We start from the raw sequence: 20,100 nt of genomic DNA on the forward strand, positions 1-20,100 counted from the left end.
TGAAGTTTAATTTTGACGAGATCAATCAGTATACAGCATTTACTGGTACTAACAATATTTATCATATGGATAATAGTTGCAAAAAACCCACCTTTTTAATAAGGCGGGTCTCTTTATGGCATTAGATAGATATAAGTGTTGGTTGGTTTAGATTTCTACATCTGCATCGTAATCGACGCCTGGAATATCAAAACCATTTTGATTCATGAATTCAGTTCTGAAACCTTCCAAGTCTGTTAATTCTTCTAAATTATCATCCTTGATTTGAGACCAGATGTCTTCAACAGCTTGTTGAACATCATCTCTTAATTCCCAATCATCCATACGAATCATTTTATCCTCATCAATTTTCACAGCATCAGAGCCATAGATTTTATCAGATAACATACGGTACATTTGCTCAATACAAGCTTCATGTAGACCTTTTTCTTTCATGACTTTGTACAAAATACCTGTGTATAGAGACACAACAGGAATAACAGAACTAGCCCGCGTTACAAGAGCTTTGTTTACAGAGATATAGGCTTCACCATTAACCTTTGTCATTAGCTCTCTAATCTTGTCTGCTGTATCTTCCAAGTGTTTCTTAGCTTGTCCAATAGTCCCGTTTCTATAGATAGCATGAGTTACTTTGGGTCCAATATAGGAGTATGCAATAATCTTAGCACCTGTTTCCAGAACGTCAGCTTCCAGTAAAGCATTTACCCATAGCTCCCAATCTTCACCACCCATTACTTTCTTGGTAGCAATGACTTCTTCTTCATTAGCAGGTTCAATAACAGCTAGCTTTACTTCTCCTTTGATAGGATCAATACTTTTGGCTGAATAAGAATCACCTAGAGTTTTTAGAACAGATCGATACGTTTCTCCCGTGTCAGGATCTACCCGGATCCCACTCGCCAGGGAGTAGACAACCAAATCAACCTTTCCAAGATCGGCTTTAATGGCATTGATAACTTCTGCTTTCATTTCATGGCTGAAAGCATCCCCATTAAAACTCTTAGCATAAAGACCTGCTTCTTTAGCATATCTTTCAAATGCAGCAGTGTTATACCAACCTGCTGTACCAGGTCTCTTTCCACTTCCTTCTTTCTCAAAAGCAACACCAATAGTAGAGGCTCCTGATCCAAAGGCAGTAGTTATCCTTGTGGCTAAACCAAACCCTGTTGAACTACCAATAACAAGGACTTTTTTAGGACCATTAAAAGCTCCATGGCTCTTAACATAGTTGATTTGTCTTTCGACCTCTTTATCACATCCAACGGGATGGGCTGACATACAAATATTATTACGAATTTTAGGTGTTACGACCATTTCACTTTCCTTTCTTCTAAGGTGTTTAAAACTCTACCGCTTAGGGGCAGAACTGTCAAGATAATGAATATGCAAGGCTCAAAATTCAGGAATTACTTATTCTTTTGCCATATACCTGGTTGTATCTCTCGGAGACCATAACGATAGAGATCTCCTTTTCCACTGAATATGACATAGGTTTTGTCATTTATAGACCTCCAAAAGTCGGACATATCCTTAATGTCCTCAATCTTGTTCAAGGACAGATCCAGGTATATAACACCGACAAAGGGAACCTGTTCTGGTAAATCTTCCAGCTTATGATAATTCTGTAATCTTTGGAGAAGACTGTTCATTTTCACAAAATGTTTAGAGGGATCCTTACTTTTAAGGAAAAATCGACTTTTTTCATCTTGAGATAGATAAGGAAACATGTTCTCTTGGTAGATACCAGAATGGATTTTTTCCAGCTCCTCTTCTCCCTGTACATAAAAATCCCCTCTGACTCCATCAACGAGAGTAGACATCATAATGAACAACTGGATACCTCGTGAGGATTGCTTTCCTATATACATATATTTCGTAAGTATCAAATCATCAGTTTTATCTTTGATTTCATAAAGGAAACGCTGGATTTGATCAGGTGCTTTTACTGCTGGTTTATCCTCTTTACTGGTCTTAAGTCCGCCGCCATGATCATGAAGATCATTAATATGGATTGTAGTTTGAACTGGCTTCTGATGGCCAAACAAGCGATAAAGCAGGATAGCCCCCAGGAATAGTAAAAAGAACCCCGTAGGTTGACTTAATATACTTATAGGGGCCTGGCTTAGGACGGGAATATCATAGGATACGCCCCCACTAACAAAATGTGGTAAGCTTATGGTGCCCGCCCCCAGGGCTTCTCTTATTAAGGAGAGAAACAATCCTAGTAAAATATACCCTAAACCTTCTAGTAAGATATGGCCTAACCAGGTGGATAAGTTCTCCTCTTCAGAACGGCCTTTTTGCAATTCAAATATATACGTACCAAGGAACAATATTTTTATATAAAAACCAATAGCTTTATAGTAAGTAGGACTAAAGAACCAAAGACCACTTAAAAATAATGTCCCCCCCACTAAAAGTGTACCAAGAAAAGCCCAATCCTTTTGGTTTTCTTTCATAGAGGGTTCGATAAATGCATAGACAGCCCCCTGATAGAGGGTAATAAAAAGCACAGCTATGGCCATGATAATGGCATAATCCACACGTAAGGTTAGACCTACTAATGGGGCTATACCAAGAAGTTTGACAAAGTAAGTATTTTTAAACACCAAAGATGTTCTAATTTCCACTATTTTTCTCCCGAATCACACGACCTGAGGCCATTAAGACAGATATTGGACGTAGGGCATCAATATTGGCAGATATGATTTTGATGATTACCATTAAAGGCACACTTAATATCATTCCAACAATTCCCCATAGCCATCCGAAGAATAATAAACTCACCAAAATTAGTAAAGGTGACAAATCCAAACTATCTCCTTGCATTTTTGGTTCAGCTAAATTACCTAATATCATCTGAATGCTAGCAGTTCCAATGAAGACAATCAATGGAACTCGCCAATCAGGGTAAAACTGTACAAAAGCCAGTATAGAAGTTAGGAACACAACAAATATGGAACCAATGTTGGGAATAAAATTAAACAGGAATCCAATGATTCCCCATATAGGAGCAAAGTCCACCCCTGCCCAGGTTACCACAAGAAAGATTAAAAATCCTGTTAGTAGGGATATACTCATCTTGACAATCAAATACCGGCCAATCTGAGAGTTAATGTCATGAATCATTCGAAATATACGTGTAGAAGTTTTGATATGAAAAGCTCTTCTAACCTTTAAGTCAAAGTAAGGAGCTTCAAAGGATACAAACATTAGAAATATCAAGACAATGCCTAAAGCCTTAAGAAAGGACATAAAATTACTGGACCACCCCACTAATATATTACTTAGAGTGGATGTCCAATTAAACTCATCAATCAAATCACCCGGAATCTGAAAACGGGTCATGATATCCTCAAGGATAGCCAGGAATCGATCCTGATACTTTGGCATCTCATGTACAAAGGACCGTAAGCTGGAATAGAAAAATATACCAAGAACATAGATTAGTCCTAATATGAGGCCTATCATTAATAAAATAGCAATGAACCGGGGAATCCTCAGTTTGGTCAGAAATTTTACAATAGGTAAGAGGGTAAAGTGCAATAACACCGCAATGACTAGGGGTTGGAGGACATTCTGGGTCAGCTTGGCGATGGCCATAAAGGCTATCAACAGCATGGTACTGAGGAAAAAAGTATTTAGTCTTTCAGAATTCACAGAATGTCTCCTTTGTTATTGGGGATTCAAATCCGATTCCTTTAAACCGAACTCTTCCCTGGAATGATGGATACCCTCTGGTTCAACATGGATAAGAACATCATAAATATTTTCCACACTATGTCGTATGGACTTCTCCACTTCAGAAGCCAATTGATGTCCTTCTGCCACACTTAACTGAGGATCAACCTCAATATCCATTTCCACTACATATAAATTATTCACTTTCCGTATTCGAGTCTTATGAGGATTATTAACGCCTTGTATTTTTTTTACTGCATCAAATACTATTTTATATATCTCTGGATCACTGATACCATCCATTAATTCTTCACTGGTTTCGATAAAAATCTCAAATCCTACTTTAACGATGATTACACTCAAAAAGAGAGCCAGTATTTTATCCAATATAGGGAGCCCAAGGATAAAGGTAAAGAATAAACCTATTAAGACACTGAAAGAGATCAGGATATCATTACGCATATTCTTTGCATCAGCGATAAGCATATTCGATTGGGTTAACCGCCCTATTCGCCCTTTATAGAGAGCCAAAAGAATCTTTCCTATAACACTGATTCCTGTAGCGATTAGAGCTAAGGACGTTGGAATAGCCATAGATTGTTTTATTATTAATTGCTTTATAGTAGTAACGGCCAGTTGAAAACCAGCAAAAACGATCACAAAGGATAGAACTTTTGTAGCGATTGTTTCAGCCCTTCCATGTCCATAGGGATGTTGAGCATCCGGCGGTTTTGCAGCAATTCTAGCTGATACAAGGGTGATGATACTGGTTAAGATATCTGTCGCCGAATCGACACCATCCCCAATAACAGCCAAAGAACCACTTAGGAAACCTAAAACTAGTTTTGTTCCACTCAAGAGGGCATTCCCCATGATTCCCGCCCAACTGGCACGATTGATTAAATGTAAACGCTCTTTACTATCCATTACACCTCTTTTGGATAAGGGTAGATATGTCCTTCCAAATTTTTAATATAATACCATTTATCATCTTCATGACTGATTCGATCTTCTGTCAGAGGAACTTTCCCTCCTCCTTGAGGCAAGTCAACCGCATAGGTGGGAATACCCATACCACTTAAATGTTGTCTTAACTTCTCCATTATAGTTAGACCTTTACGAATATCAACACGGAAATGGGATGTTCCTGATGCCAAATCCCCCTGAAATAAGTAATACGGCTTGATTCCTAATTGAAGTAAACGACGATACAAGGTTTTTAACACCTGCCAATCATCATTGACTCCTTTTAAAAGAACAGATTGGTTTAAAAACTGTACACCAGTTTTTCGAAGATCTCCGATGGCTTTTATAAAATCAGGTGTTATCTCCTGAACATGATTGATGTGTAAGATCATCCATATAGGTCCATATTCTTCCATTACCCTTAAGAGCCCCTCATCAATTCTCTTGGGCATAACGATAGGAACCCGGGTTCCAATTCTAACGGTCAATTCCTGTTTTGTATCTTTTAAGGAACTAATGATATCCTTGATATTACTATTACTCAAGCTTAAAGGATCGCCCCCTGTGATGAGAACTTCATCGATTTGGGGATGGTCTTTAAGGAATAAACATGCTTCACTCAACTCTTCTGCTGTAATACGGGAACCTTCCTGTCCTGTAAAATGTCTACGAAAGCAATACCGACAGTAAGCGGCGCAGCGATCATTAACAAGTAAGAGCATGCGGTCATAGTAATGATGTACCACTCTTGATGCGGTTTTATATAAGTTATCCCCCAGGGGGTCAGTTGTTTCATATTCTTTTATAATTGACTCTTCCGGACGTGGCCAAAACTGGGCCGCTACAGGATCCTTATTAGGATCGGAAGATCTGAGCATGCCCGTTATAGCCCCTGTCACTTTGAAGGGCATAAAATCCATTATTCCTCACATATTGTCTTGATAATCAGAAGAGATAGTACTAATTAATCATTATTTAGGTTCATCATCGAATTTCCTTTCGAAGATAGCCAGCATATCCTTCATGGCCTCTTCTTCATCAGGACCTTCTGTTGTGATTTCCAATTCTTCCTGGAATTGAGCACCTAGAGCAATGATCTCCATTATATTGCAGGCATCAGCTTCAATACCTGATTTGATAATTGTTATCTTTGATTGGTATTTTTGACCTGTCTGGACTATCATCGCAGAAGGTCTGGCATGAATACCTTTTGGATTAGTTAGGACTATCTCTTTTTTAATCATGGTCTAATTTCTCCAATTCCGTTTTAACTTTTTGCATTAGGTCCCGATCCACTACATCAATGTGTTCCACTTCATGGATTTCTATCCAAAGCTTAAAGATTTCCATTACCATAAAAGGAAGGAAAGACTGTGCCCGAGACAATTCTTCAGCCCTAGTGTGCCTGTCTGGATCCATACCCATATCTTTATAGAACTGATCTGCATTATACACGATAAGGGCATTTTGCATGAGATGTTTTAGTTCAAAACTACCTTTTTCTATATACTCATCACCCCAAAAGCCAAGGGCTGATAGAAAACCTTCTGCCCAGGCATCAAGATTCTGAGTTACAGGAGCAAAGAAAGATTCATCATAGTTGGCCACCTTCTCATGCATCTCTTTATGTAATGATAATGCTAAAGTGACAGGTTTTTCACCTAAATCTTCCTGAGCTTGCTTTGGCCCCTGTCCCTGAGGGTCTAAAAGAAAATTTGTCCAGGCCGTTGGGACTAATTCAATTGGCGAACAAACAATACCTGCGAGGAATCCATGCCAGAATTCAAAAGGTGTCTGTGCCTGCTGAATTCGGTTTAATTCCTCTCCCATAATTATCCAAGAATTTAAATTCATACTGAGAAATATGTATGGAAACCTACTAAAATTTCAAGGGAAATCGATTGACCTGTACAATATTTCCCAATAGAGTAAACACTACTATGGTAGTTAATATGATCAATAACTTAAAGAAGTGGGGATTATCCGAGTACGAAGCCAAAGCTTATCTGGCTCTCCTATCTAATCCTGCTGTAACAGCTTACGAAGCGGCCAAGTCAGCCAGGATTCCCACGTCCAAGATATACGAGACCCTAAAAAAACTTCAAAACAAGGGAATGGCTATTGAGGTTAACCAAGAGGGTAAAGCCTATTACCATCCCTTGCCACAGGAAGAATTCATTAAAAGATCCCGTACTCAGGTGGATAAGGAACTGGAAGAATTGGAAGCAGATCTAAAGACTTTCCAAACTCAACCATCCCCAGAATTCGTATGGAATCTACGCTCCTATGAAGAAGCACTGGACAAGGCAAGAGAGTTTTATCAAGACGCTCAACAGAGCATCTTGATTAGTGGATGGGAAGAAGACATCAAAAACCTCCGCCCTATTATCAAGGAAAAGGAAAAGCTAGGAATCAAGGTTGTTACTGTCCATTTTGGAATGCTTAGGGAATCGATTGGTTTGAATTTTTATCATCCTATTGAAGATACGATCTACCACGAACAGGGAGGAAGAACATTTCTTACTGTGATAGATTCCCGGAAAGTGCTCTGGGGAACTTTTACAGATACAGGATTTGATTTGGCAACCTATAGCCACAACAAAGGTTTTGTTCATTTGGCTGAAGATTATATAAAGCATGATATCTACATTATGAAAATCGTAAAACGTTTTGATAAGGAATTAATCGCCACCTTTGGCGAGAAATATCACCTCTTAAGAGACATCTACCAGGATAAGGAGAAGTAAAATGGTTTGGATGAATGGAAATTTTATCAAAGATGAAGAAGCTAAAATCTCTGTTTGGGATCATGGTCTTCTCTATGGTGACGGGATATTCGAAGGGATTCGTATCTATAACAACAAGATCTTTAAACTTCATGAACATGTGATCCGTTTGTTTGATAGTGCCATCGCACTACGTCTGGATATTCCCTATACCCCGGAACACATCAGTTCTGTTCTGGAAGAAGGTTGCCGGGTCTATGGCCAAAAGGAAGGTTATATTCGTCTGGTCATAACAAGAGGTGTTGGAACACTGGGACTAGATCCTGATAAGTGTGAGACCCCTAACGTCTTTATGATATTCAGTACCATTCAGCTCTACCCTAAGGAATACTATGAAAAAGGTATTCCTGTGGTCACAGCAGCCACAAGAAGACCTTCTTCAGATGTACTTGATCCCCGGGTAAAAAGCTTGAACTACCTGAATAATATTATGGCCAAGATCGAGGCCAAACAAGCAGGTTGTATGGAAGCGATTCTCCTTAACAAAGAAGGTTATGTCGTTGAATGTACGGCAGATAATATCTTTGTCATTCGAGACGGAATCATCAAGACTCCCGATTTAAGCCTGGGAGCGTTAGGTGGCATCACAAGAGCCACAATCCTTGAAATCGCCCGGGAAGAAGGACTCCCCTTTAGGGAAACAAACCTCACCCGGTATGATCTTTACACAGCTGATGAAATATTCATGACTGGAAGTGGGGCAGAGCTTATGCCCATTACAGCTGTTGACGGAAGGGATATCCCCTATAAAAAGGATGGATTAACCAAAAGACTTCATGGTAAATTCGTACAAAAGGTCAATGAATAGGATAGATTATGAACGAAAAAGACAAAGCTATATACCATATTGATATACTATTACGTAACAAAGATAAGAATATTACGAATCATGAAGATATGCAGAAGGCTTTGTCTGAAGTCGGTATCTATAAAAATACAGAGTCGATTAAAAAATACCTGGCGGACATGCGTTCCGCCGGAGCACCTATAGTCAAAGAGAAAGGTTGTTATCGTTATGAGAATAAGCATTATATCCATCCTCTAGTAGAGTTAACTCCCGATGATTACCTTCAGTTCCAGTTCACCATTGCAGGACTGGAAGTCTATAAGAACACCCCGCTCTATCATCATTCTCAGGAGCTTTTACGCAAATTCACTACAGAAGATGATCAAAATATTGATAACTGGCTCCATCAGCATGTAAGTATCTTACCCGAATCCTGGGTATCTATTCAGGAAGAGGTATGGAATCATTTATTGGAAAGTCTGAACAATAGCCATTATGTGATTATTGAATACCAGAGAGACTCCTCAGTGGAAGCCAAAAAAGTGACTCTTGAGCCCTATCATATATACTTTGTCAAAGGGAATTGGTACTTAATAGGGCGCAATAAATCACGGGATCGTTTTACCACCTATGCCCTATCCAGAATCAATCAGGTCTCAGTTTTGGAAGAGCAGTTCAAAAGGGAAAGCTTTGATTTTGAAAGTTTTATTGATCAGGATAATTACGGATTCTTTGGGGCCTCTTCTTCCCCCTTCTTGGTAAAGGTTCTCGTCGATATCAATAAAGGTCACTGGATTTATGAACGAAGATGGACGGCCGACCAAAAACTCTCCCCCTATGATGATACTAACCTGCTATTAGAGTTCTATGCCAATAATGAATGGGAAGTGCGCTATCTCATTCTCAGTTGGGGAGCAAGCGTCCAGGTTCTAGAGCCAAAGGATTTGGTTGATAACATCAAAGAAGAGCTTCACCATACCTTATCAAAATACCAGACAAAAAGCTGAGCTTCCCCTTGAAGGGCCTATCCTAAGGAATTAGAGTTAATCTTATGGGTAAAGGGAGAGGAAAAAGCCTCAGTGGCTTTTTACTTATTGCAGAGCCTAATCTATATGATCCGAACTTCTACCATGGAGTGATTCTTATAGTTCAGCATGATGAGGAAGGAGCATTAGGCTTTGTCTTAAATAGACAGTTGGATAACAAACTCATAGAAGTAATAAAGGATATACAAGATCCGCATATAGCCCAACAGAAAGTCTATTGGGGAGGACCTCTTCACGAACACCTTCTCTTTGTCCTACACAATGGGATCCCCAAAAAATACCGAAGTATCGAATCCCTTGAACCAGTAAAAGATGTCATATTTGAACCGGATCACCATTTGATCAAATCCTATCTCCATGATAAAACTGAAGAAGCCAATCCAGGCTTCACCCTCCTTCCTTTTGCAGGATGTGCGGTTTGGGCTCCAGAACAGTTAGAAAAGGAAATTGAGGAACAACTCTGGACAACCCTTGCTTTCGACAAAGATATTGTTTTCAGTGATAACAAGAAAGACCTTTGGCGAGCTGCGCTGATTAAGAAGGGAGGAATATACGGGGTCGTTGCGGCCACAGGCTATAAACCTTCACTTAATTAAAGGATCGATCATGGAACAATATAAGGAAGACTTCATTACCTTCATGGTAAGAAGCGGTGTGCTTACCTTTGGGGACTTCACAACTAAATCAGGAAGAAAAACACCTTTTTTTATCAACACAGGCAATTATGACTCTGGTGATCAGATGGCTCAACTTGGTAAATACTATGGGGAAGCCCTAATGAATGTATATGGTGAGGACTTTGATGTCTTATTCGGGCCTGCCTATAAAGGAATTCCTTTAGTCATAACAACAGCCATGGCCCTCTCAGACAAATATAAACTGGATAAGTTCTTTGCCTTTAACCGTAAGGAAGCCAAAGATCATGGAGAAGGGGGCAATCTAATTGGACATAAACTAAAAGATGGGGAAAAACTCATTATTGTTGAAGACGTGACCACCGCCGGAACCAGTATCAGAGAGAGTATCCCTCTCTTACAAAAAGCAGCTGATGTTAAAATAAAAGCCCTATTAGTGTCTGTAGATAGACAAGAGAAAGGAACAGGTGATAAATCAGCCCTGGCCCAGATAGAAGAAGACTACGGCATTCAGCCTATTCCTATAGTTACCTTAGATGAAATCGTAGAATACCTGTACAATCGACCCATTGACGGGACTGTCTATATTGACGATACAATCCTGGAACGGATTAAAGAGTATCGTACAAAATACGGGGCTTAAACCATAATGGACAAAGTATTTATTAAGAACTTAAAAGTTCCCTGCTTAGTGGGAATCTACCCTCATGAGAGAGAAGCTCCCCAAGAGCTTCTTCTCAACATTACCCTGGGAACAACTATTACAGAAGCGGCTCGGTTAGATGAACTATCCCTCTCGATTGATTATGAGGAAATGAAAAACAAGGTCATTGACTACATCCGCAGTACGGAGTTCTTTTTATTAGAGACTCTAGCAGAGAAGACGGCCGCTTTTTGCCTGGAACATCCTCTGGCTGAAGAAGTCACCCTTTCCATTGAAAAGGTAGGAATATTCCCAGACTGTGAGAGTGTGGGAATAGAGATAACAAGAAGGAATTAAGATCAATGAATCTAGATAATATGGAAAACTATATAACAGGTATCCTCAATGAGATGGGGGAAGACACTAATCGTAACGGTTTACTCAAAACACCTTCACGGGTGGCCAAAGCCTATGAGTTCCTAACCCAGGGCTATCACCAGAACCTGGAAGAAGTTATTAATGGGGCTGTCTTTGAGACTAGTAATAAAGATATGGTTATAGCAAAGGACATTGAAATATTCAGCTTATGTGAGCACCATATGCTTCCTTTCTTTGGAAAGGTCCACATTGGTTATATTCCCAAGACTAAGGTACTGGGGGTGAGTAAATTAGCCCGTATTGCGGATATGTTTGCCCATCGATTACAAATACAGGAAAACCTAACTCACCAGATTGCTGAAGCAGTCATGACTTCCATCGATGCCCTTGGTGTTGGTGTGGTTATGGAAGCTAAACATATGTGTATGATGATGCGCGGTGTAGAAAAGCAGCATTCTAATATGGTCACATCAAGCGTCCTGGGAAGCTTCCGGGAGAATATTAAGACCAGAGAAGAGTTTATGACTCTGATCCGGTCTAACTTCTAAAGTTCCCGTGAGGGACAAACTTCCTGTAGAAAACACTGTTCACAAAGAGGTCGGCGGGATTTGCACAGATCCCGTCCGTGATAATTGGCTGTCATTGAAAGACGTAACCAACGTTCTTTGGGAATGATCTGTTGAATATCCTGTTCCACTTTAATAGGGTCTGTGGCATCAGTGAACCCTAGACGGCGCATTACTCTGCCGAAATGAGTATCCACAATGATGCCTGGTTCATCCCATATATGCCCTCGTACCACATTGGCGGTTTTACGCCCGACTCCCGGTAAGGAAGTCAATTCTTCTAATTCTCTTGGAACCTTTGATTTGTATTTCTTTACAAGCATTGAGGCAGTAGCTTTGATATTCTTAGCCTTATTTTTATAGAATCCTGTTCTTCTGACTAGTTCTTCCAGATTATCGAGATCTGCATGGGCCAAAGCTTCTGCATTAGGATAGGCTTTAAAGAGATCAGGAGTAACTCTATTCACCATAGCATCTGTGCACTGAGCTGATAGAATAACAGCAATTAATAGTTCAAAAGGATTGTTATAATGCAGTAATGTACGTGTGTTTGGGTAATGAAGAGCAAGAATCTCTTCCATATCTATCTTAGTCATAGTCATGTGGCTTTAAGTTAATTGTACCAGAGTCCTTAGTCAATAGACGTTGTATAAAGGACGAATAAGGATTAGATTAGGAGTCAATTATTATGCAATTTGGTTATTCATTCTTTTGGTTTATAACATACTCCATTCTTGTAGCAGGTACGGCTATCTCTGCTGGAGCGATTCATTACGACAAACGTTTCTCTCTTATAACAGCTATGAATCTATCATTGATCTTGATAGCAGTATCGGTTTTCTTTATTTTATTTTTCTATTACCAAGGAGATATTAGTGTAGAAGGCTGGGGATATTTCCTTCTAGTCTTTCTTTTCTTCCTGGGCTTAGCCACTTCTTCCTATTTTATTCTTCCTATACCTGATACTTTATTGTCCCAAGATACTGAGCAGAATAAATGGCTCCTTGCCATTAAAACTATTATAGCCCTAGGATTCTTAGGTTACACCATCACCGCCTTTTTGGATAAATTATTCTTTTATAATGAAGGAAATAGCATTCTCAATGGAATATTCCAGCTCCTTGTATTCTTTTGTTTTTTAGCAAGCTCTATCTACTCATATGTTAGGTTTATGAGGGGAAAACTTATACAATCTCCTTTGTATAAGGTCTTCATCACTCTACTGGGAATATTAGGGATATCTTCCATTTTTATTATTGATGTATTTTATGGCCTTTGGTCGAAAATCCATACTCAGAATGAACTCAGCATATTTTATCTCCTGCCAGCCTACTCTATTTTGTTATCTTCCCTTTTGACTATCCATATTCTTAAGACTCTTCGCCAAAACAGGACAAAAAATCTTACAGGATACAAGGATATACTGTCAGAAAGCGGGATTAGTCCTCGGGAAGAAGAGATCATTCAGCTCTTGATTAAGGGGAATAGCTACAAAGATATAGCGGAAACCCTGTTCATCTCCTTAGCTACGGTTCAGACCCATGTCCGTAGTATTTACAAGAAAATGGGTGTAAGAAATAAAGTTGAACTCATAAATTCCCTCCAAATACCATAAATATGTGAGCCCAATACCATCAATATGTGACAGATTAGCTTACTTTTTTTCCTCATAATTCTCCTTAGATCACAAACAAAGAGGAGAAAAGATCTATGATAAATCGCAATGTTTTATTCGTAATGATTCTGGAACTGTTGCTGATTCTGCCCTTGTGCGCAGCTGATATCCAGGAAGAAGAAAGCTATTCTATAGCGAACATGGACAAGGTTATTATCGACCAGAGCAAATTAAAAGCTGTGGCCATAGGGATTAGTATTGTTCCCACTAAGACTTTGATAACCAGCGGTCCCCAAGAAAGTCTACTCGTTAAGATCGAAGCACAACAGTTCTTTAGAAAGAGTAATCCTGTAAAAATCAATACAACACAGGAAGGAAGAGAGCTTCGAATATTGATGCAATACCGTAATCCTCTCAGATTTGGTATTAGTTTTGGTAAAATAAAAATCCATGTGATTGTTCCCGAATCCTGGTTAAAGGATGTAGAGCTATATAATGGCCGTACAGAGACTATCGTATCGAATCTAAGGATAGCTCACTTCAAAGCGAACCCAATCTTGACTGATATTGACCTGCAGAACTCAAATTTTGAGTCCATTGATATAAACCTGGGATCAGACTCCAGTCTTATGGCACAAGGGGTTCACGCTAATGCCTGGACTATCATGGGAAAACTCGGCACGGTCAAAGCCAAAGAGGTAAGTGGTGCTATGAACATCAGTACTTTTGACGGGAACATAGACATTGATTTTGCTACATTCCAGGGAATGTCAGAATTTTCTTCTACCCTGGGAAACATCAATATTAAAATACCAGAACAAACAGAAATGGCTTTGGACTTATCCAGTACTCTAGAGAAAATAAAGACAGACATACCTATTATGGGCTCCATCGGTGATAATGATGACAGACACATAAAAGGAACAACTGGTCCTACTTCCAACAAAATAACCGCTCATACTGGTGACGGTGTCATTAAAATACTCACAAAAAAATCATAAGGAACACTCAACACAATGAAATATACAACACTGATCCTGGCGTTATGCCTCAGCCTTTCTAGCATCCTCTATGCTGAAGACAATACTAGTCAGCAATTAAGTCCCTTCCAGATTACAGTGGCCTATCCCCTGGCGACTCATGGTTCGGAATCTCTTCATTATACAAATATGTTATCCCTTAACTGGTTCTATGGGCTCAATGGGGGCGTCAAAGGTTTAGAATTAGGAACCCTATTTAACTACAATGCCCAGGATGTGATGGGCTTACAATGGGCTGGTATTACAAACATTAATGGGGGTGACTCTAAAGGGGTGATCCTATCAGGGGTAACAAACATTGGTTATGGCCGTTATACAGGTCTCTTTCTATCGGGAATTCTCAATTATTCCCGGAAAGGTTTAACTGGAGTGGCGGCAGCCCCTGTTAACATTAATACATCAGAAGTAGAAGGCCTTCAATTAGGAGTCTTTAACTACACAAAGAATCTTAAGGGAGTTCAGTTTGGATTGGTGAATTATGTAGAGAATGCAGATAAAGGACTTCCTATTGGCTTAGTTAACATTGTCAAAGATGGATATATGGGAGTAGAAAATGTATCTGGTGAGGTTATTTATACCAGTCTGATTCTAAAGGTGGGGATGGAGCGATACTATACAAGCTACAAATTTGGTTTGACACAGAATGATCATCAGATACTTTATGTCACAGGCTTGGGCATTGGGCGTAATGTGACATTGTCCGACACCCAAAAGTTGAGTATTGATCTATCTGTGAACCAAATCCATGAATCCAGTACCATTCATGAGTCTTTAAACCTATTACATAAACTGGATCTTAATTACAAGAGGAAGATCATCAACAATCTGTCCTTCCTATTGGGACCTTCTTTGAACTTTTATGTATATGATGAAAAGCTTATTAGAGTTCCTTATTCCTTTGGGACATGGGACTTAGGTGATAATAAGGCTAATATGTGGATAGGGATGAATACTGGGATAGGATATAGTTTTTAGTTGACTAAATTAATTAATGGATGCAAGTGAGTACTTTTCCGTACTCACTTACATTCAAGCTATTCTGTAAGCTCTAAATTTAGTGTGTAAGCTGTTCCAGTTCCCCACTTAGACCCTTGTTTTATGGAAAAGGATACAAGATCATCTGGGGTAACATTGAGCTTAATTTCTTGATTGTATTCAATACTAACTGGATCAGAGTATTTACCATTTTTTATAAAGGTATAGTGAAACCATCCGGAATTTGCTTTAGTTAAGGTAAATTTAAATATTCCATCTTCAAGAAAACCCATTTTCCCAGATCTATCTGAACCACCCGTATATGACATAAAAGATCCTATTATTTCGGCTTTTTTACCTACTTTAAAATCATCAATATCAGTTAAAAAAGTGGTTATATTATCAAAATCAAATGTCCTAGTTACCACTTTAGTTGTTGAATTAAAAATATAGGCTCTAAAATACATTTCATTATGAAAAGAATCAATAATATTTCTTACTTTGCCACTATCATCAGAGAAAAAATTGTCATAACCTACAATGTAATAATAATTATCATCATCAAATTCATGTCCATCATTATTGTAAGCTACATATGCATTACTAGGAGTTGTTTTGAGGTATAGATCTTTGTAGCTACTATAATGTCCACTAGGAGATATATCTATAAAATCTTTAAGATAATCATCTGAAACTGTTAAATACCCATATTTCTCCTCTATTCTACTATCAATTACTTTAAAGCCATACCAAGTATATCCATTAAATTCCAAGTAAACATCTCGATGATCACCTAATAGAACAATGATTGAACCTGATTTATTGCTAACAGTTTCTTTCTCAACTATATAGTTTTTACTTCCGTCACTATTAAGACTATAAACGCTTAAGGAAACAGAACCAGTTAGCATATAATTCTTATAGGTTTTACTATCATAGATAGAAACTTGAATAAAATCACTAACCGCTTTTAAGTGATAATCGGTATTATAGTCATCTGGAGATTTAACATATTCTACATCATAGCCTATTGAAGCTATTTCATGAGGTTCTTCTTTATCAGTAAAATAAAAACGCTCAGGTTCTTCCGTTGCATCTGTACAACTCATCAGTAGAGCAACAATAATAAGAGAAGACAATATCTTTTTCATTATTTTTCCTTTTTTTCTTATATTTAAATTAAATAAAAACTATGTCTATGATACTAATTAAAACTAAAAATAAAATCAAATTGGTTCATTTTTAGTGAAATTCACTAAACATAAAAAAACCCTTAAACCGTTGTCAAGCAAAGGTTTAAGGGTCATTACGCCCTGCACGATTCGAACGTGCGACCTACGGCTTAGAAGGAGGTCCTATAGGTACATTATTTACCCACAAAAAACCACATAAATGCTTGTATTTAAAGAGTTTATAAAATACACTTATTTTTACTAATACTACTGAATTTAAAAATAAAATGACAATAGAATGACAATTTGGGGGATAAAAATTGCCTAGACAACAACAACCTTATGCGTTACGAAAACGTGGTGATTATTGGCATTATAAACTTAAGGATAGCCACTTTAAAACCACAGGAAAAAAGAATAAAGCGCAAGCCATGACTTACGCTTTAAATAAGTTTAATGAATCACAAAAAATCGCTAATCACAAGCAAACCATCAAGAATTGGATTAACCTATTCTATATACCTGAAACCTGTCCTCATGTACAAAGATTAAGAGCTGAAGGGAAACGTATATCAGAACGCCATTGCAATACAGAACGTAGTAGAATAGAGCGTTTAATACTAACAGATAAGAAAATATGTAATATGGTTATGAGTGAAACTAGGCGTGGTGATATCCTAGATTTTAGAGAAAGACTTATCAAAAAACACGGAAGAACTAGCAAGGTTAATAAAGCAATAGGGACTCTTAAAACGGCTTTTAAAGAAGCTTACTTCCGAGAAATAATAGATAGAGATCCAACCCAAGGAATTGGTAATATTAAGTATGAAGTACAGCAGGTCGGTATCTTTACAAGATCAGAGTTAAAGAAACTCTTTCACACAGAATATCCAGGCATTTGGGTTGATAAAATGACTTATTTAATCTTCTATATGGCGGCCTCAGCAGGACTAAGACGAGGTGAGATCTTCGCTCTAAAATGGTCAGACTTAAACGGCAATGTATTAACAATAAATAGAGCCTGGGCAGATGCTAAAGGAACTATACTAGATCTGCCAAAATGGGGAAAGAAACGTGAGACAATCATCACCCATGACCTCGCTAATAAGCTTGCAGAATACAGAGAAACCCAATTCGCTAGGCAAGATGATGACTTTATATTCTCCTATTCTGATGGACAAAGAGTATCCTTTACTCTTTGGAAAAGACGCTTTGCTACTGCATTAAAAAGAGCAGCAGAAATGGAAGATGATGATAGTCCCGATTTCAAAAATATTGAAAATAGAAACCTAAAACCTCATAGCTTTAGGCATACACTGAACACCCTACTCCTTGCTGAAGGGATGTCAGATATTCTCATTCAAGCTTCCTTTGGCTGGAGTAATCCAGTTACTCAGCAAGGTTATACCCATTTGGGTGTAGAGCATATTAGGGAGCAGAAGAATATTGTTGAGGGGATATTTGGGTAAATTAAATTATCCCACTGTCGCATTGATATTTACATAAAAAACCATAAGTTTGGACTAGAGAATTCATATTATATACTATCGTTACAACGCAATTATCGTCTTTTAATTCATCTTTCAATTTACTGAAGCTATATTCAAGTAGACGAATATTAAAAAGATAATTAAGAATTTTTTTTGTTTCATCAATTTCTTCCATTGGAAGTTGATAGCTCACTGGGAAAGGTAATCTAAAACACTCATATCTGAAGAATTTGTTCAATGTGATGAAAATAAGCTCAAGAATATATTTATTATTTGCTTCATCCATATGATTTTTGAATGAACTATATTGGGTACTCAACGATTCAACTTTGGAAATGCACAATTGATCGTAAAATGTTTTTAAAGGTACTTCATAATAGTGGGATTCAAGCATGTTATCTATTTTATAAAATTTACCAATATCCTTATTTAAAGAAGATTTATTCTCGTCTTTGGAAGTTATATTTTCCGCATATTCAGTATTGACTACTTGAGAGCTTGTGGGATTTATATCTATCCCATGTTCAGTATTTTCTACTTGAGAGCTTGTGGGAGTTATATCTATCCCATGTTCAGTATTTTCTACTTGAGAGCTTGTGGGAGTTATATATTTACCATATTCATTATTGACTACTTGAAAGTTTGTGGGAGTTATCATTTCTCCACATCTAATAAATTCCATATCAGTAATATAATCTTGACTCATTTAACTGCTCCTTATCATTATTTGATTTTTACACTATATTTGGTGTCTATAATGTAGATTATAAACAAAAAACACTATCGTCAAATTTATTTTACTTATATTTCAAATTAAAAAGCGATATTATACTTTATTATATGTAAAGGAGTTCAAAGTTGGATAATGAGTATTTTTATAGGTTCCGCCCAATAGAGTTTAGATATGAGGATAAGGACGGTAAACCAATAAAGAAATGTGTATCTGAAGAGCTTAGGAATCAGGAAATTGCCCTTTGTACAGTATCTGAAAACAACGATCCTATGGATGGATTAATGTCAATCTATTGGGAAGGCGATGCTGTTTTATGGAAGAACTTAATAAAACATTATGCTCTTTGCCTATTTGACAACTTAATTAAATTACCATTATATGGAAACGATGTCTCTTTTTCGATTACAGATGTTAAGATCAGTTTAACTCCTGAAGACTTTAGAAATGTAGAAATTAAAAATTTGTTTGAAACCTATTTAGCTAACGTACTTACAAACAAAAATATAAATTTTCTAAAAGACATTCTAATAAAGCTTCATAAAGTTAATCAATCAACAATGAAAGGCTTACTGGGAATATTTCAAGAAGATTTCTCTTATGAATTTTCGAAAGTTATATATCAAAGTGAATTTAGTAAATTTTATAGATTCCCAAAATTTAAAACAAAGGATAAATCAAGTATATTTTATTTTCTGGAAAATGAAGATGAACTAAATCTCGAAAGTATATCAAATGTCATTGGTAACATTGAAATGAGTAGTATTTTAATTCAAAGAAAAGAGAACAAAGAAGTAATACCAATTTCCAAAGAAAATTACATCAATATAACATTGTTATTCCATAATTATTACATTAAAGCTTGTAATAGATTTGTTTTTCCGATTCATTATCTAGCGTCTTTCTCTAAACATTATTCAAACATAACAATGTGGGGACATTATGCCTCTGGCCATAGAGGTATTTGTTTAGTGTTTAAAAAAGATAAACATCTAAAGCTCACGACAAGACAAAAACTTCCCTTTAAAGAAGTCATATATGAAGATAAAGCAATTGAAATGAATTTTTTCACAAGTTTGGCAGCTCTTTCACTATATAAAATTGACAAATATTGGCTAGAAGACGGAAATTCCTTTAGTAAGTATGAAGGTATCTCTGTATATGATTCTGATAGTTTTCGTGATGATTACTGGTCACGTTTCAACAGAAAAACACAAACAAAAACTGAATCATGGAGTAGCGAGCAGGAAGTCCGAGTAGTATTTTCAAATCATTGGGGTCCTGAAATAGAATATGCAGCTAGAATAAAACAATATGATTTTGATTGTCTAGATGGAATTATATTTGGCATAAAAACACCAGATAAAGTTAAAATTGATATTATATCTGTGGTAGAAAATATATTAAAAGAAAGAAGAGATACTCGAAACTTCAATTTTTACCAAGCAGAAATAGATTTAGAAAAGTATAAGATGAAATATTTTAAGTTGAATATAAGCCTCAATGATTGAAAATCACTTGTACTATTCCAAGCAAACTCATAAAAATTAACCAAGAAGGTTAATTTACAATTGACATATTTTACATACA

Annotated in this window: 22 protein-coding genes; 12 read left to right on the forward strand and 10 right to left on the reverse strand. The window is 37.3% G+C overall.

All coding sequences use genetic code 11. The features are described 5' to 3' along the window. Positions 1-147: 147 nt before the first annotated feature. From fabV to K345_RS0104975, 7 genes are all read right to left on the reverse strand, one after another. Positions 148-1,314: an enoyl-ACP reductase FabV gene (fabV, locus tag K345_RS0104945; protein ID WP_028973231.1), complete on the reverse strand. Its 1,167-nt coding sequence runs from the start codon at positions 1,312-1,314 to the stop codon at positions 148-150. A 92-nt stretch (positions 1,315-1,406) separates the two neighbouring features. Next, positions 1,407-2,630 (reverse strand): Rnf-Nqr domain containing protein, encoded by a 1,224-nt coding sequence (locus K345_RS0104950; protein WP_028973232.1) that lies wholly within the window; start codon positions 2,628-2,630, stop codon positions 1,407-1,409. Next, entirely contained in the window at positions 2,620-3,660 is a 1,041-nt protein-coding gene (locus tag K345_RS19825; RefSeq protein ID WP_053228082.1) for an AI-2E family transporter, read from the reverse strand. The genes K345_RS0104950 and K345_RS19825 overlap by 11 nt, the downstream gene beginning before the upstream one ends. Positions 3,661-3,675: 15 nt before the next feature. Next, positions 3,676-4,608, reverse strand: coding sequence for a cation diffusion facilitator family transporter (locus tag K345_RS0104960; protein WP_028973233.1), 933 nt, complete (start codon positions 4,606-4,608; stop codon positions 3,676-3,678). Further along, a complete protein-coding gene (locus K345_RS0104965; RefSeq protein WP_028973234.1) occupies positions 4,608-5,567 on the reverse strand; it encodes a KamA family radical SAM protein in 960 nt (319 codons plus the stop codon). The genes K345_RS0104960 and K345_RS0104965 overlap by 1 nt, the downstream gene beginning before the upstream one ends. 51 nt (positions 5,568-5,618) lie before the next feature. Then, positions 5,619-5,891 (reverse strand): HPr family phosphocarrier protein, encoded by a 273-nt coding sequence (locus tag K345_RS0104970; protein ID WP_028973235.1) that lies wholly within the window; start codon positions 5,889-5,891, stop codon positions 5,619-5,621. Then, positions 5,884-6,501, reverse strand: coding sequence for a UPF0149 family protein (locus K345_RS0104975; protein WP_083963639.1), 618 nt, complete (start codon positions 6,499-6,501; stop codon positions 5,884-5,886). Before K345_RS0104975 ends, K345_RS0104970 begins: the two co-directional genes overlap by 8 nt. A gap of 98 nt (positions 6,502-6,599) precedes the next feature. Here K345_RS0104975 and K345_RS0104980 point away from each other — a divergent pair, with 98 nt between their 5' ends. The 7 genes from K345_RS0104980 to folE are packed head-to-tail and all read left to right on the forward strand — an operon-like array spanning position 6,600 to position 11,470. Further along, positions 6,600-7,394, forward strand: coding sequence for a TrmB family transcriptional regulator (locus K345_RS0104980; RefSeq protein WP_028973237.1), 795 nt, complete (start codon positions 6,600-6,602; stop codon positions 7,392-7,394). A gap of 1 nt (position 7,395) precedes the next feature. Continuing rightward, positions 7,396-8,241 (forward strand): branched-chain-amino-acid transaminase, encoded by an 846-nt coding sequence (ilvE, locus tag K345_RS0104985; protein ID WP_037571339.1) that lies wholly within the window; start codon positions 7,396-7,398, stop codon positions 8,239-8,241. Between the two features lie 8 nt (positions 8,242-8,249). Next, entirely contained in the window at positions 8,250-9,227 is a 978-nt protein-coding gene (locus tag K345_RS0104990; RefSeq protein WP_028973239.1) for a helix-turn-helix transcriptional regulator, read from the forward strand. Between the two features lie 44 nt (positions 9,228-9,271). Further along, entirely contained in the window at positions 9,272-9,862 is a 591-nt protein-coding gene (locus tag K345_RS0104995; protein WP_028973240.1) for a YqgE/AlgH family protein, read from the forward strand. Between the two features lie 10 nt (positions 9,863-9,872). Next, on the forward strand, positions 9,873-10,544 hold the full coding sequence (pyrE, locus tag K345_RS0105000) for an orotate phosphoribosyltransferase (protein WP_028973241.1): 672 nt from the start codon (positions 9,873-9,875) through the stop codon (positions 10,542-10,544). A 6-nt stretch (positions 10,545-10,550) separates the two neighbouring features. Further along, entirely contained in the window at positions 10,551-10,901 is a 351-nt protein-coding gene (locus K345_RS0105005) for a dihydroneopterin aldolase (protein WP_028973242.1), read from the forward strand. 5 nt (positions 10,902-10,906) lie between these two features. Beyond that, a complete protein-coding gene (folE, locus tag K345_RS0105010; protein WP_028973243.1) occupies positions 10,907-11,470 on the forward strand; it encodes a GTP cyclohydrolase I FolE in 564 nt (187 codons plus the stop codon). On the opposite strand, the gene nth is transcribed toward folE, so the two are convergent. Next, the gene (gene nth / locus K345_RS0105015) at positions 11,467-12,090 is read right to left on the reverse strand and encodes an endonuclease III (RefSeq protein WP_028973244.1); all 624 of its coding nucleotides are present in this window, start codon (positions 12,088-12,090) and stop codon (positions 11,467-11,469) included. The two genes, folE and nth, sit on opposite strands and share 4 nt — an antisense overlap. Positions 12,091-12,176: 86 nt before the next feature. On the opposite strand from nth, the gene K345_RS0105020 reads away from it, so the two are divergent. From K345_RS0105020 to K345_RS0105030, 3 genes are all read left to right on the forward strand, one after another. Beyond that, positions 12,177-13,103 (forward strand): helix-turn-helix transcriptional regulator, encoded by a 927-nt coding sequence (locus tag K345_RS0105020; protein ID WP_028973245.1) that lies wholly within the window; start codon positions 12,177-12,179, stop codon positions 13,101-13,103. A 95-nt stretch (positions 13,104-13,198) separates the two neighbouring features. Continuing rightward, on the forward strand, positions 13,199-14,104 hold the full coding sequence (locus tag K345_RS0105025; protein ID WP_028973246.1) for a DUF4097 family beta strand repeat-containing protein: 906 nt from the start codon (positions 13,199-13,201) through the stop codon (positions 14,102-14,104). A 15-nt stretch (positions 14,105-14,119) separates the two neighbouring features. Beyond that, complete coding sequence (locus tag K345_RS0105030) at positions 14,120-15,118, forward strand: LA_2272 family surface repeat-containing protein (RefSeq protein ID WP_028973247.1); 999 nt, start codon at positions 14,120-14,122, stop codon at positions 15,116-15,118. A 59-nt stretch (positions 15,119-15,177) separates the two neighbouring features. On the opposite strand, the gene K345_RS0105035 is transcribed toward K345_RS0105030, so the two are convergent. Continuing rightward, entirely contained in the window at positions 15,178-16,269 is a 1,092-nt protein-coding gene (locus tag K345_RS0105035; RefSeq protein WP_028973248.1) for a hypothetical protein, read from the reverse strand. A 341-nt stretch (positions 16,270-16,610) separates the two neighbouring features. On the opposite strand from K345_RS0105035, the gene K345_RS0105040 reads away from it, so the two are divergent. Next, positions 16,611-17,759, forward strand: a complete 1,149-nt coding sequence (locus K345_RS0105040) for a tyrosine-type recombinase/integrase (protein ID WP_028973249.1) — start codon at positions 16,611-16,613, stop codon at positions 17,757-17,759. Between the two features lies 1 nt (position 17,760). Here K345_RS0105040 and K345_RS0105045 read toward each other — a convergent pair whose 3' ends face one another. Next, entirely contained in the window at positions 17,761-18,486 is a 726-nt protein-coding gene (locus tag K345_RS0105045; protein ID WP_028973250.1) for a hypothetical protein, read from the reverse strand. 152 nt (positions 18,487-18,638) lie between these two features. On the opposite strand from K345_RS0105045, the gene K345_RS0105050 reads away from it, so the two are divergent. Beyond that, a complete protein-coding gene (locus K345_RS0105050) occupies positions 18,639-20,021 on the forward strand; it encodes a DUF2971 domain-containing protein (RefSeq protein WP_028973251.1) in 1,383 nt (460 codons plus the stop codon). The last annotated feature ends 79 nt before the right edge of the window (positions 20,022-20,100 follow it).

Origin of the sequence: Spirochaeta cellobiosiphila DSM 17781, assembly GCF_000426705.1 — a bacterium.
GTDB classification, from domain to species: Bacteria; Spirochaetota; Spirochaetia; order DSM-17781; family DSM-17781; genus Spirochaeta_E; species Spirochaeta_E cellobiosiphila.